Source organism: Streptomyces sp. NPDC107500 (genome assembly GCF_055582785.1).
The window spans coordinates 301,679-315,135 of sequence record NZ_JBVJPF010000001.1; the positions used below are offsets into that span (position 1 = coordinate 301,679).

Below are 13,457 nucleotides of genomic sequence, written 5' to 3' on the forward strand. Positions count from 1 at the left end.
GCTTTCCAGCCACCTAGTGTCAACCCGGACCGGAATCCAGACCGGCGGCCGCGGGTACGGGCGGATGTCCCCGCGACCAGCCACCGGACCACCCCCAGCACGACACGCCACCGACAGTGCGCGAAGGAGGCCCCCCATGGCCGTCGACTACATCGTGATCGTCGTCTATCTCGCCGGCATGCTCGCCATGGGCTGGTGGGGCATGCGCCGTGCCAAGTCCAAGAGCGAGTTCCTCGTCGCCGGGCGCCGGCTCGGCCCCGCGATGTACTCCGGGACCATGGCGGCGATCGTCCTCGGCGGCGCGTCCACCATCGGCGGCGTCGGCCTCGGCTACCAGTACGGCTTCTCGGGCGCCTGGATGGTCGTCACCATCGGCCTCGGCCTGCTCGCCCTGTCCGTCTTCTTCTCCGCCCGCATCGCCCGCCTGAAGGTCTACACCGTCTCCGAGATGCTCGACCTGCGCTACGGCGGCAGGGCCGGCGTCATCTCCGGCGTCGTCATGTGGGCGTACACCCTGATGCTCGCGGTCACCTCGACCATCGCCTACGCCACGATCTTCGACGTCCTCTTCGACGTGAACCGCACCCTCGCGATCATCCTGGGCGGCTCCATCGTCGTCGCCTACTCCACGCTCGGCGGCATGTGGTCCATCACGCTCACCGACATGGTGCAGTTCGTCGTGAAGACCATCGGCGTGCTGCTCCTGCTGCTGCCCATCGCGGTGGTCAAGGCCGGCGGCTTCAGCGAGATGAAGGACCGGCTGCCGACCGAGTACTTCGACCCGCTGGGCATCGGCGGCGAGACGATCTTCACCTACGTCCTGATCTACACCTTCGGCATGCTCATCGGTCAGGACATCTGGCAGCGCGTCTTCACCGCCGGCAGCGACCGCACCGCCAAGTGGGGCGGCACCATCGCCGGCACCTACTGCCTCGTCTACGCCGTCGCGGGCGCCGTCATCGGCACCGCGGCCAAGGTGCTCTACCCGAACCTCGCCAGCCCTGACGACGCCTTCGCCACCATCGTCAAGGACGAACTCCCCATGGGCGTGCGCGGACTGGTGCTCGCCGCCGCCCTGGCCGCCGTGATGTCCACCTCCTCCGGCGCCCTCATCGCCTGCGCCACCGTCGCCAACAACGACATCTGGTCCAGGCTGCGCGGCGTCATCAGCAAGACGGACGGCGAACACGACGAGGTGAAGGGGAACCGCGCCTTCATCCTCGCCATGGGCGTCCTGGTCGTCGTCATCGCGATCGCCCTCAACGACGTCGTCGAGGCCCTCACCGTCGCCTACAACCTGCTCGTCGGCGGCCTCCTCGTCCCCATCCTCGGCGGACTGCTGTGGAAGCGCGGCACCGCGCACGGCGCCCTCGCCGCCGTGGCGGTCGGCGGCCTCACCGTCGTCGGCCTGATGGCCGGCTACGGCGTCCTCGCCAACGAGCCGATCTACTACGGCCTGCTGGCCTCCCTCGCCGTCTACGTCGCCGTCTCCCTGGCCACCCGCCCCACCGACGAGGCGATCCTCGCCGCGTGGCGCGAACGTCTCGCCGGACGGTCCCCCGAATCCCCGTCCGAACCGCCGGTCCCGGCACCCCAGTAGAGTCGGACGGCAGTAGTACATACGCGACGAAGCGTAAGAAGGAAGGCAGTACATGAGCAGCAACGAGACGCCCCGCGGCCCCGTCGACTCCTCCCGGATCCCGCGCTACGCCGGACCCGCGACCTTCGCCCGGCTGCCCCGCCTGGACGAGGTCTCCTCCGCCGACGTCGCCGTGGTCGGCGTGCCGTTCGACTCCGGCGTCTCGTACCGGCCCGGCGCGCGCTTCGGCGGCAACGCCATCCGCGAGGCCTCCCGCCTGCTGCGCCCGTACAACCCGGCGCAGGACGCCTCCCCCTTCGCCCTCGCCCAGGTCGCCGACGGCGGCGACATAGCGGTCAACCCCTTCAACATCAACGAGGCCGTCGAGACCGTGGAGGCCGCCGCCGACGACCTCCTCGGCACCGGCGCCCGCCTGATGACGCTGGGCGGCGACCACACCATCGCCCTGCCGCTGCTGCGCTCGGTGGCGAAGAAGCACGGCCCGGTCGCCCTGCTCCACTTCGACGCCCACCTGGACACCTGGGACACCTACTTCGGCGCCGAGTACACGCACGGCACGCCGTTCCGGCGCGCGGTGGAGGAAGGCATCCTGGACACCTCGGCCCTCTCCCACGTGGGCACCCGCGGCCCGCTGTACGGCAAGCAGGACCTCACCGACGACCAGAAGATGGGCTTCGGCATCGTCACCTCCGCCGACGTCTACCGGCGCGGCGCCGACGAGGTCGCCGACCAGCTCCGCCAGCGCATCGGCGACCGTCCCCTGTACATCTCCATCGACATCGACTGCCTGGACCCCGCCCACGCGCCCGGCACCGGCACCCCCGAGGCCGGCGGCATGACCTCCCGCGAACTGCTGGAGATCCTGCGCGGGCTGGCATCCTGCAACCTGGTCTCCGCCGACGTCGTCGAGGTGGCACCCGCCTACGACCACGCCGAGATCACCTCCGTCGCGGCCTCCCACACCGCGTACGAACTCACCACGATCATGTCCCGCCAGATCGCGCAGGCCCGCGCGACCGACCAGGAGGCCGAGAGCAAGTGACCCACGACCACGACCTGGTACTCCGTCCGACCGCCGCCCAGACGGAGGCCGCGCTGAACCCTCCCCCCGGCCGCAACGGCGGAGACCTGGTCGTGGAGACCCTGGCCGGGCTCGGCGCGACCACCGTCTTCGGCCTGCCCGGCCAGCACGCCCTCGGCATGTTCGACGCGCTGCGCCGCTCGGACCTGCGCTACATCGGCCTGCGGGTGGAGAACAACGCCGGTTTCGCGGCCGACGCGTACGGCCGGATCACCGGCGAGGCGGCCCCGCTGTTCCTGTCCACCGGCCCGGGAGCCCTCACCTCCCTCGCCGCGCTCCAGGAGGCACGGGCGGCCTCCGCCCCGGTCCTCGCGATCAGCAGCCAGATCCCCACGGCCGGCCTCGGCGGCGGCCGCCACGGCTACCTCCACGAACTCCCGGACCAGGCGGCCTCGTTCCGGGGTGTGGTGAAGTCCGTCCACACGGTCCGGACCCAGTCCCAGATCCCGTCCGCGATCGCGGAGGCGTGGACGTCCGCGCTGACCGTCCCGCACGGACCGGTGTGGGTGGAGATCCCGCAGGACGTCCTCCTGTCCGAGACCCCGATCCCGGTGGTGACCGGCGGCGACACCTTCCCCGAGGAACTGCCCCCGCGCCCCGAACTGACGGCGGTCGCGGCCGACCTGCTGTCCCGCGCGGAACGCCCCGCGATCATCGCGGGCGGCGGCGTCGTACGCGCGGACGCCTCGGGCAAGCTGCGGCAGCTCGCCGAACGCCTCCAGGCCCCCGTCGTCACGACCTTCGGCGGCAAGGGCGCGTTCCCGTGGGCGCACCCCCTGTCCCTCCAGTCCTGGCTGGAGGACCGCCACACGACGGACTTCCTGGAGGACGCCGACGTGCTGCTCGTCGTCGGCTCGGGTCTCGGCGAACTCTCCTCGAACTACCACACGTTCAAGCCGCGCGGCCGGGTCGTCCAGATCGAGGCAGACCTCGGCAAACTGGAGTCCAACCACCCGGCCCTCGGCATCCACGCCGACGCCCGCCTCGCCCTCCAGGCCCTGCTGGAGACGGTGACGGACCGCACCGACCCCACCGCCGCGGACCGCGTACGGGGAGTGCTGGACAAGGTCCGCGAGCGCATCGGGTCCCAGGAACTCACCCTGGAACAGGACGTCCTGGCCGCCGTCCGAGGAGCCCTCCCGCCCGGCGCCCCGTCCTTCTGGGACATGACCATCCTGGCCTACTGGGCGTGGTCGGCCTTCGACGCCAAGGCCCCCAACACCATGCACTCCGCCCAGGGCGCGGGCGGCCTCGGCTACGGCTTCCCGGCGGCCCTCGGCGCCGCCGCCGCCGACCCCACCCGCCCGGTGCTGGCGGTCTCCGGCGACGGCGGCGCCCTGTACTCCATCGCGGAGCTGGCCACCGCCCGCCAGTACGACCTGAACGTCACCTGGCTGATCGTCGACGACGGCGGCTACGGCATCCTGCGCGAGTACATGACCGACGCCTTCGGCCAGCCGACGGCCACGGAACTGACCCGCCCGGACTACGTGGCCCTTGCGGAGTCCTTCGGCGTCCCGGGCGTGCGCACATCACCGGAGAGCCTGGAGGCCGACCTCGCGAAGGCGCTGTCCGCACCGGGACCGTCGGTGGTCGTCCTGCCGGCCGTCCTGCGGATGTTCGCGCCGACGCACCTGGGGTGACGGCGGCGCGTCACAGGCCACCGCGGGCCGCGTGTGGCCTGTGACAGTGCTGTGACGGGGAGCACATCCTTCCGCTGATTGGTCGTCAATAAGCTCAATGGACCGACCAATCGGAAAGGGGTTCCTTCCTTGCAAAGGTCCGCTGTGCACTCTTTTGTCGCTGCCTCCCTGTCCTCCGGCCGCCGTCGCCTGCTCCGCGGGTCCGTGGGCGCCGTTGCGGTGACCGGCGCCGTCCTCGCCTCGGCGGCGACCGCCTTCGCCACCGACACCTCGCCCGCACCGTCCGCCTCCGCCACGGCACCCGCCGCGCCCTCGGCGAGCGCTTCCCCCACGGCCCCGGCCTCCCCGTCCACGCCCTCCACCTCCGCCTCGCCCAGCCCGACGGCCTCGGCCACCGACGCGGGATCCGACGGGCAGGGCCCGGTGACGCCGGTCCGGTGCGTGGTGACGAAGAGCACGAACATCGGTGCCGGCACCACCGCCGTGCTGACGATCAGCCCGTCCGGGCCGTCCGTCCGCTTCAAGGCCGCGGGCGAGGAGGGCTTCATCCCGGGTCTGTCGCTGAGCCGCACGCAGCCCAGGCTGCCCGAGAGCGCGGGCTTCCTCGCGGAGATCCTCAACCCCGACGGCACGCACCCGAAGCTGCGGACCAACATGGAGGGCGGCGGCCATCCGGCGCTGATCACCGCCTTCCCGAACCTGCCGCAGGGGTGCGACTTCACGTACCCGGCCGGCGGCTCCGGGCAGCTGGGCCAGGGGGGAGCCGACCAGACCTCAGTGATACCGAAGGGCGGTGTCGCGGCCGGATACGAGGCGACGGACGCCGGCGCGTCCCCGCTCGTCGCGGTCGGCGGAGCGGCCGCGGCCGCCAGTGCCGCCGGGGTCGCCTTCGTCGCCCTGCGTCGCCGGCGGTCCGCCCTCACTCGCTGACCCCGCACGCACCCGCGCCCCGGCCGGAACCGCGCCCGCCTTGCGGGCCAGGCTCCGGCCGGGGCCTTTCAGGAGAGAACGACATGCGCCTGTCCCCCGGACGCCGAGCGGCCACGGCCCTGCTCGTCCTGCCCTTCGCCGCCGCGCTCGCCGGCTGCGGGGCGGACGGGCACGCGGCCACCCCGCCCCCGCACATCACCGCATCCGCCTCGGCACCCGTCACCCCGGAGCCGAGCCGGACGACCGCCCCGGAGGCGATGCCCGCCTCCCTGCCCGTCAGGGTCACCATCCCCGCCGCCGGGGTCGACACCGGCCCCATGCTCCGGCTGGGCCTGAACACCGACGGCACCATCGAGGTCCCCTCCGTGCCCCAGGCCGACCGCATCGGCTGGTACGAGAAGGGGGTCACGCCCGGTGAGAGGGGACCGGCCGTCCTGGTCGGCCACTTCGACACGGCGAACGGCCCGGCGGTCATGAAGGACGTCGGGAAGATCAAGCCCGGCGACACGATCGACGTCGGCCGCGAGGACGGCACCCGCGCGGTCTTCGCCGTCACCGCGCTGGAGCAGGTCGACAAGGACGCCTTCCCCACCGAGAAGGTCTACGGCAGGACCGACCGTCCCGAGCTGCGCCTGATCACCTGCGGCGGCGAGATCACCGACGGCCACCGCCCGGACAACATCATCGTCTACGCCGACCTCGTGGGCTGACCGCTACCAGATCGCCTCGACCCACTCCGGGTGGTCGACGAACGGGTTGCGGTTGTGCTGGTAAGTGTCGTAGATGACCTGGTTGCGGCGCTCCTCGAAGGCGTCCGGCGGGTCCTCCTCGTTCCACGCCTTCAGTACCGCGAGCTTGCCGATGTACGGGTTGCTGCCGTTGTCGACGCTGCCGTTGACCTCCAGGTCGGGGAAGCCCTCGCCGCCCTCGTAGCGGGTCGCCATGTAGAAGATCATGCGGGCCACGTCGCCCTTGACCGCGTCGCGGGGCTCGAAGGAGTCGGCGTCGGTGAGGCTGCCGCCGGCGTCGGTGAAGGCGCTGCCGCCGTCGTCGAAGTCCTTGTTGCCCCGCACGCTGTTGACGGTGACGTCCTCGGGGCGCAGGTGGTGGATGTCCGTGCCCGGGCCGGTCGCGGTGCCGAAGTCGCCGTGGGACTTGGCCCACACGTGCTCGCGGTTCCAGTCGCCGGAGTCGCCGCCGTTCGCGGACTTGCTGCGGGAGAGGCCCGAGTAGAGCAGGATCACGCTGCCGCTGTCGGCGGGGTCCTGGTCGGTCGCCTTCAGGGCGTCCCAGACCGCGTCGTAGGAGAGCTTGGTCTGGTCGCTGATGATCGTGTGGAGCGAGGCCTTGAGGTCGTCGCCGGTCTTGCCGACCGCGTCCTTGTAGTACGTGTCGTCGTAGTCCGCCGTGGTCTGCGCCGCCGGGCCGGTCGCCGTGGCCGTGTTCGCGGCCAGTGAGGGGACGGCGAGTCCGGTGAGGACGGCGGCCGTGGCGAGCGCGGCCGCCCTGCGGCGCCCGATGCGTATCGCGAGCATGTGGGGTGTCCGATCTACGCGTGTTGAGGAGAACGGTGGATCGAGAGTGACATGGACATGTTGGAGGTCGGGTGTACGGGACGTGGCGATTGCGTGCCGGGTGCGGCACGGGTCCGCCGCCGGGCCCGAAATGTTGCGGCGGGATGAAATCCCCGCTCGCGGGCGTTGGTGCCTTCCGGTAGATCAGGTGAAGCGGGACGAGCGGGACGACCGACCGGAGGAGACGCGTGGACGCGCAGCGGGGATGGGCACGACGACTGGCGGGATACGCCTGGCGCTACCCCAAGGACGTCGTCCTCGCCCTCGGCGCCTCGCTGGGCGGCATGGCCGTCATGGCCCTCGTCCCCCTGATCACCAAGGTGATCATCGACGACGTGATCGGTGACAAGACCAGGGACATGGCCGTCTGGGCCGGTCTCCTCGTCGGTGCCGCGGCCGTCGTCTACGTCCTGACGTACATCCGCCGCTACTACGGCGGCCGGCTCGCCCTCGACGTCCAGCACGACCTGCGCACCGACATGTACGGGACGATCACCCGGCTCGACGGGCGGCGGCAGGACGAGCTGTCCACGGGGCAGGTGGTGGGGCGGGCGACCAGCGACCTCCAGCTGATCCAGGGCCTGCTCTTCATGCTCCCGATGACCATCGGGAACGTCCTGCTCTTCCTGATCTCCCTGGTCATCATGGCGTGGCTGTCCCCGCCGCTGACGCTGGTGGCCGTCGCCGTCGCCCCCGCGCTGTGGGTCATCGCCCGCCGCAGCCGCAGCCGCCTGCACCCCGCCACCTGGTACGCGCAGGCGCAGGCCGCCGCCGTCGCGGGCGTCGTCGACGGCTCGGTGAGCGGCGTGCGCGTGGTGAAGGGCTTCGGGCAGGAGGAGCAGGAGACCGGCAAGCTCCGGGAGGTCGGGCGCAAGCTCTTCGCCGGGCGGCTGCGGACGATCAGGCTGAACGCCGCCTACACCCCGGCCCTCCAGGCGGTCCCCGCGCTCGGCCAGGTCGCCATGCTGGCCCTCGGCGGCTGGCTCGCGGTGGGCGGGCACATCACGCTCGGCACCTTCGTCGCCTTCTCCACCTACCTCGCCCAGCTCGTCGGCCCGGTCCGCATGCTCGCCGTGGTCCTCACCGTGGCCCAGCAGGCCCGCGCCGGCACCGAACGCGTCCTGGAGCTGATCGACACCGAGCCCTCGATCGAGGACGGCACCAAGACCCTGCCGGCCGACGCGCCCGCGACCGTCGAGTTCGACGACGTGTCCTTCGGCTACGACGCCGACCGGCCCGTCCTCGACGGCCTCTCCTTCGAGATCCGCGCCGGGGAGACCCTCGCCGTCGTCGGCTCCTCCGGCTCCGGCAAGTCCACGGTGTCGCTGCTCCTGCCGCGCTTCTACGACGTGACGCGCGGCGCCGTCCTCGTCGGCGGCCACGACGTGCGCGAGCTGACGACCGACTCGCTGCGGGCCGCCGTCGGGCTGGTACCCGAGGACTCCTTCCTCTTCTCCGACACCGTCCGCGCCAACATCGCGTACGGCCGTCCGGACGCCACCGACGAGGAGATCGAGGCCGCCGCGCGGGCCGCGCAGGCGCACGGGTTCATCAGCGAGCTGCCCGGCGGCTACGACACGACCGTCGGCGAGCACGGCCTGACCCTCTCCGGCGGCCAGCGCCAGCGCGTCGCCCTCGCCCGCGCCATCCTCACCGACCCCAGGCTGCTCGTCCTCGACGACGCCACCTCCGCCGTCGACGCCCGCGTGGAGCACGAGATCCACGAGGCGCTCAAGGAGGTCATGCGGGGCCGCACCACGCTGCTCATCGCGCACCGCCGCTCCACCCTGGGCCTCGCCGACCGCATCGCCGTCCTCGACCGCGGCCGCCTCGCCGACCTCGGCACCCACGAGGAACTCCAGCGGCGCTCCGCCCTCTACCGCCGCCTGCTCACCGACCCCGACGAGCTGGGCGCCGTCTCACCCGGCCACACGCGCCCCGCCGAGAAGACGGAGGACACCTCCGTCCGTGACGAGCTGGACGCCGAGTTCGACGCCGAGCGCGGCGTCACCCCACGGCTGTGGACCGGCGACCGCACCCCGAAGGACACCGCACTCGCCGGCACCCCGGCCACCCCCGAACTGCTCGCCCAGGTCGACGCGCTGCCCCCGGCGGACGGCACCCCGGACGTCGACGAGACGCGGGCGGTCCAGCCGGAGGAGTCGTACGGTCTGCGCCGCCTGCTGCGCGGCTTCCGCACCCCCCTGCTGATCAGCCTCGCCCTCGTGGCCGTGGACGCCGGGATGGGCCTGCTGCTGCCGGTGCTGATCCGGCACGGCATCGACGAGGGCGTCACCCAGCTGGCGCTCGGCGCGGTCTGGGCGGTCTCCCTGCTCGGCCTGCTCGCGGTGCTCGCCCAGTGGACGGCGCAGACCGGCGAGATCCGCATGACCGGCCGGACGGGGGAGCGGATCCTGTACTCGCTCCGCCTGAAGATCTTCGCCCAGCTCCAGCGGCTCGGCCTCGACTACTACGAGCGCGAGCTGACCGGCCGGATCATGACCCGGATGACCACGGACGTGGACGCGCTGTCCACGTTCCTCCAGACCGGGCTGGTCACCGCCTTCGTCTCCATCGTCACCTTCTTCGGCATCCTGGTCGCCCTGCTGGTCATCGACGTACAGCTCGCCTTCGTCGTCTTCGCGACGCTGCCGCCGCTGATCATCGCCACGTACTTCTTCCGCAAGGCCAGCGTGAAGGCGTACGAACTGGCCCGGGAGCGGGTCTCCACGGTCAACGCCGACCTCCAGGAGTCGGTCGCGGGGCTGCGGATCGTGCAGGCCTTCCGGCGCGAGGGCGACGGCGGGCGGCGCTTCGCCGAACGCAGCGACAGCTACCGGCAGGCCCGCATCCGGGGACAGTGGCTCATCTCGATCTACTTCCCGTTCGTGCAGCTGCTCTCCTCGGGCGCCGCCGCGGCCGTGCTGATCGTCGGCGGCGGCCGGATCGACGACGCCACGCTGACCACCGGCGCGCTGGTGGCGTACCTGCTCTACATCGACCTGTTCTTCGCGCCCGTCCAGCAGCTCTCCCAGGTCTTCGACGGCTACCAGCAGGCGTCCGTCTCGCTGGGCCGCATCCAGGAACTGCTGCGCGAGCCGACCTCCACCCGGGCCGCCGAGAAGCCCGCCGGGGTCACGTCCCTGCGCGGCGAGATCGCCTTCGAGGACGTGCACTTCCGGTACGGGGGTGCCGACGAGGCGGACGCGGCCCTCACCGGCATCGACCTGCGCATCCCCGCCGGGCAGACCGTCGCCTTCGTCGGCGAGACCGGCGCGGGCAAGTCGACCCTGGTGAAGCTGGTGGCCCGGTTCTACGACCCGACCGGCGGCCGCGTGACGGTCGACGGGCAGGACCTGCGCGCCCTGGACCTCACCTCCTACCGGCACCGGCTGGGCGTCGTCCCGCAGGAGGCGTACCTCTTCCCGGGCACCGTGCGGGACGCCATCGCCTACGGGCGCCCGGACGCCACCGACGCCGACGTGGAGGCGGCGGCGCGCGCGGTCGGCGCGCACGAGATGATCGCCACCCTCACCGGCGGCTACCTCCACGAGGTCGCCGAACGGGGCCGCAACCTCTCCGCCGGGCAGCGCCAGCTGATCGCGCTGGCCCGCGCCGAGCTGGTCGACCCGGACGTGCTGCTCCTGGACGAGGCGACGGCCGCGCTGGACCTGGCCACCGAGGCGCAGGTCAACCACGCGACCGACCGGATAGCGGGCCGGCGCACGACCCTCGTCGTCGCCCACCGGCTGACCACGGCCGCCCGCGCGGACCGCGTCGTCGTCATGGACGGCGGGCGGGTCGCCGAGGACGGCACGCACGACGAGCTGCTCGCGCTCGACGGCCGGTACGCGCGGCTGTGGCGGACCTTCGTCGGCGCGCCCGAACCCGAGGAGCCGGTCGGCGCGGCACACTGACACTCGCGCAACCATTCGACATCCGGCACGCGTCCGTACATCCGTACGCCAGTGACCGCCGTACGGAGGGGACCACAGTGGGCCGAGCCGGTGCTGGGACACGACGCGGGCCGGCGCTCGTCACGGCCCTCCTCGTGGCGGCCGGGCTGCTCGCCGTGGCGACGCCGCAGGAGGCGCATGCCGCCACGGCGTGCGGGGGCCGCAAGGTGCGCACGCTCCCGTTCGCGACGGGGTCGGTCCTCGTCCACAGGCGCGGCGGCTACGTCTGCGCCGTCACCGTCCCCAAGAGGCCCGGCACCAAGCGGCAGATGTCGGTGAGCGTGCGGGCGCGCGGGGGCCGTGCGGTGGTGGACTCGGGGCGGTACGCCTACCGGGCGGGGCCCGTGACGGTGCACGCCGGCAAGCGCTGCGTATGGGTGACCGGCAAGGTCTCCGGCCGCTCGGTCAACTCCGGCTGGATCCTCTGCTGAGACGGCCCGCACCCGCGGGAACCGAGCAGGCCATTTCCCCATCCACCCTGGTGCGCGCGCGACTTGCTCCGATAGCTTCCGGCGGACATCCGTTTCACAGGGAGGGTGCATGCGCAAGGCGCTCAGATGGCTGCTGGCGCTCGTGGTGCTCATAGGCACCGTCAGCACGGCGGGGGCGGCCACCGCCGCCGAGCCGAAGGCCGTCGACATCAAGGACCGGCTGCTGTCCATACCGGGCATGAGCCTGATCGAGGAGAAGCCGTACACCGGTTACCGCTTCTTCGTCCTCAACTACACGCAGCCGGTCGACCACCGGCGTCCGTCCAAGGGCACGTTCCAGCAGCGGATCACCGTCCTGCACAAGGACGTGAACCGCCCGACGGTCTTCTACACCGGCGGCTACAACGTCTCCACGACCCCGAGCCGGCGCGAGCCGACCCAGATCGTGGACGGCAACCAGGTCTCCATGGAGTACCGCTACTTCACCCCGTCCCGGCCGGCCCCGGCCGACTGGTCGAAGCTGGACATCTGGCAGGCCGCCAGCGACCAGCACCGCATCTTCGAGGCGCTGAAGCCGGTCTACTCCAAGAACTGGATCTCCACCGGCGGCTCCAAGGGCGGCATGACCGCCACCTACTACGAGCGCTTCTACCCGCGTGACATGGACGGCGTCGTCGCCTACGTCGCCCCCAACGACGTGGTGAACAAGGAGGACTCGGCCTACGACCGCTTCTTCGCCCGCGTCGGCACCGAGGAGTGCCGCGACAGGCTGAACGGGGTGCAGCGCGAGGCACTGGTGCGCCGTGCGCCGCTCAAGGAGAGGTACGAGGCGTACGCGGCCGAGAACGGCTACACCTTCGACACCATCGGCAGCCTGGACCGCGCCTACGAGGCAGTCGTCCTCGACTACGTCTGGGGCTTCTGGCAGTACAGCACCCTCGCCGACTGCGCCGACATCCCGGCCGACGCCAAGAACGCCACCGACGACGCGATCTGGGGCTCCGTCGACTCGATCTCCGGCTTCTCCGCCTACACGGACCAGGGCCTGGAGACGTACACGCCGTACTACTACCAGGCGGGCACCCAGCTGGGCGCCCCGACGATCCACTTCCCGCACATCGAGAAGAAGTACATCCGCTACGGCTACCAGCCGCCGCGCAACTTCGTGCCCCGGTCGATCCCGATGCGGTTCGAGCCGTGGGCCATGCGGGACGTCGACAGCTGGGTGAAGAACAACGCCCGGCAGATGCTCTTCGTGTACGGCGAGAACGACCCGTGGGGCGCCGAGCCCTTCCGCCTCGGCCACGGCGCACGCGACTCCTACGTGCTCACCGCGCCCGGCATGAACCACGGGGCCAACGTCGCCGGTCTGGTCCCCGACCAGAAGGCGAAGGCCACCGCCCGCATCCTCGACTGGGCGGGCGTCGCCTCCGCCAAGGTCCAGGAGAACCCGTCGGCGGCCAAGCCGCTGGCGACGTTCGACGCCAAGCTGGACAAGCGGGACGTCGAGCGCGAGCCGGCGCTGCGCCCGTAGCGAGGTGACTGTGCCCGGCCGCTCACAGGGGCCGGGCACAGCCCACCGGCCGGGCACCGCTGAGGCGGACGTACAGACCGGTCGAGGCGGGGCAGTCGGCCCGGTCGGCGACGGCCTCGACCACCTTGAACTGCGGCTCGCGTTCACCCGTACCGTCGCACGCGGTCTCGCGGACCTTGCCGTCGCCGGTGTCGTGGACGCAGTCGCCGACGATGGTGCGCGGTCCGCCACCGGCGCCCGGGTCGCCGGGGTGCGGTGGCTGGAGGTTGCGCATGCAGGCGTAGCCCTGGGGCACGGTCCCGTCGCCGTCCTCGTCGGCGGAGGGGCGCTGCTCGCTGATGTGCAGGACGAAGTCGGTGGTGGCGGGGCACGGTGGCCCGTCGCTCGCGCGGCCGTCCTCCCGGGCCACGACCCGCGCCGCCGCCCGCTCGCTGCCGCAAGGCACCTCGGTGGAGCTGACCGTGCCGAACGAGCCGCACTCGTCGACCGCCAGGAACACCGCCCCGTACCCCGACGCCGGCACCGCGGCCGACGCCGACCGCGACGCCGTGGCACCGCCGGAGAGCCCGCCCCCGGAGGCCGTGCCGTCGGCGTCCCCACCCGCCGTTCCCGCCGGGCTCTGGCAGCCCGTCAGGAGCAGGGCGCACAGCACCGGCAGCGCCCACCGCACTGCCGCGGCCCGTCTCTCACGCATCGCCGTCCCCCTGG

The 13,457-nt window shown here is 72.2% G+C and carries 10 protein-coding genes; 8 read left to right on the forward strand and 2 right to left on the reverse strand.

The window, feature by feature from the left end:
- The first annotated feature begins 136 nt into the window (after positions 1-136).
- The 5 genes from ACZ67M_RS01360 to ACZ67M_RS01380 all read left to right on the forward strand — a co-directional run bounded on the left by ACZ67M_RS01360 (position 137) and on the right by ACZ67M_RS01380 (position 5,964).
- Positions 137-1,600 (forward strand): sodium:solute symporter family protein, encoded by a 1,464-nt coding sequence (locus ACZ67M_RS01360; protein ID WP_469849106.1) that lies wholly within the window; start codon positions 137-139, stop codon positions 1,598-1,600.
- A 52-nt stretch (positions 1,601-1,652) separates the two neighbouring features.
- Positions 1,653-2,642, forward strand: a complete 990-nt coding sequence (gene speB, locus ACZ67M_RS01365; RefSeq protein ID WP_122619983.1) for an agmatinase — start codon at positions 1,653-1,655, stop codon at positions 2,640-2,642.
- Positions 2,639-4,324 (forward strand): thiamine pyrophosphate-binding protein, encoded by a 1,686-nt coding sequence (locus ACZ67M_RS01370; protein ID WP_469849108.1) that lies wholly within the window; start codon positions 2,639-2,641, stop codon positions 4,322-4,324. The genes speB and ACZ67M_RS01370 overlap by 4 nt, the downstream gene beginning before the upstream one ends.
- Positions 4,325-4,468: 144 nt before the next feature.
- A complete protein-coding gene (locus ACZ67M_RS01375; protein ID WP_469849110.1) occupies positions 4,469-5,254 on the forward strand; it encodes a hypothetical protein in 786 nt (261 codons plus the stop codon).
- Positions 5,255-5,337: 83 nt separating this feature from the next.
- Positions 5,338-5,964, forward strand: coding sequence for a class F sortase (locus ACZ67M_RS01380; RefSeq protein ID WP_392008250.1), 627 nt, complete (start codon positions 5,338-5,340; stop codon positions 5,962-5,964).
- Positions 5,965-5,967: 3 nt separating this feature from the next.
- Here ACZ67M_RS01380 and ACZ67M_RS01385 read toward each other — a convergent pair whose 3' ends face one another.
- Positions 5,968-6,789 (reverse strand): endonuclease I family protein, encoded by an 822-nt coding sequence (locus tag ACZ67M_RS01385; protein WP_469849112.1) that lies wholly within the window; start codon positions 6,787-6,789, stop codon positions 5,968-5,970.
- Positions 6,790-7,016: 227 nt separating this feature from the next.
- Here ACZ67M_RS01385 and ACZ67M_RS01390 point away from each other — a divergent pair, with 227 nt between their 5' ends.
- The 3 genes from ACZ67M_RS01390 to ACZ67M_RS01400 all read left to right on the forward strand — a co-directional run bounded on the left by ACZ67M_RS01390 (position 7,017) and on the right by ACZ67M_RS01400 (position 12,749).
- On the forward strand, positions 7,017-10,745 hold the full coding sequence (locus tag ACZ67M_RS01390; protein WP_392235292.1) for an ABC transporter ATP-binding protein: 3,729 nt from the start codon (positions 7,017-7,019) through the stop codon (positions 10,743-10,745).
- Between the two features lie 77 nt (positions 10,746-10,822).
- The gene (locus tag ACZ67M_RS01395) at positions 10,823-11,215 is read left to right on the forward strand and encodes a hypothetical protein (RefSeq protein WP_469849114.1); all 393 of its coding nucleotides are present in this window, start codon (positions 10,823-10,825) and stop codon (positions 11,213-11,215) included.
- Between the two features lie 109 nt (positions 11,216-11,324).
- Positions 11,325-12,749 (forward strand): S28 family serine protease, encoded by a 1,425-nt coding sequence (locus ACZ67M_RS01400; protein ID WP_450731445.1) that lies wholly within the window; start codon positions 11,325-11,327, stop codon positions 12,747-12,749.
- A 22-nt stretch (positions 12,750-12,771) separates the two neighbouring features.
- Here ACZ67M_RS01400 and ACZ67M_RS01405 read toward each other — a convergent pair whose 3' ends face one another.
- Positions 12,772-13,443, reverse strand: a complete 672-nt coding sequence (locus tag ACZ67M_RS01405) for a hypothetical protein (RefSeq protein WP_469849116.1) — start codon at positions 13,441-13,443, stop codon at positions 12,772-12,774.
- Positions 13,444-13,457 lie beyond the last annotated feature (14 nt).

Coding starts and splice junctions, on each gene's coding strand:
- ACZ67M_RS01380 (WP_392008250.1), top strand. CDS start 5,338: ATGCGCCTGTCCCCCGGACGCCGAGCGGCCACGGCCCTGCTCGTCCTG.
- ACZ67M_RS01405 (WP_469849116.1), bottom strand. CDS start 13,443: ATGCGTGAGAGACGGGCCGCGGCAGTGCGGTGGGCGCTGCCGGTGCTG.
- ACZ67M_RS01360 (WP_469849106.1), top strand. CDS start 137: ATGGCCGTCGACTACATCGTGATCGTCGTCTATCTCGCCGGCATGCTC.
- speB (WP_122619983.1), top strand. CDS start 1,653: ATGAGCAGCAACGAGACGCCCCGCGGCCCCGTCGACTCCTCCCGGATC.
- ACZ67M_RS01400 (WP_450731445.1), top strand. CDS start 11,325: ATGCGCAAGGCGCTCAGATGGCTGCTGGCGCTCGTGGTGCTCATAGGC.
- ACZ67M_RS01385 (WP_469849112.1), bottom strand. CDS start 6,789: ATGCTCGCGATACGCATCGGGCGCCGCAGGGCGGCCGCGCTCGCCACG.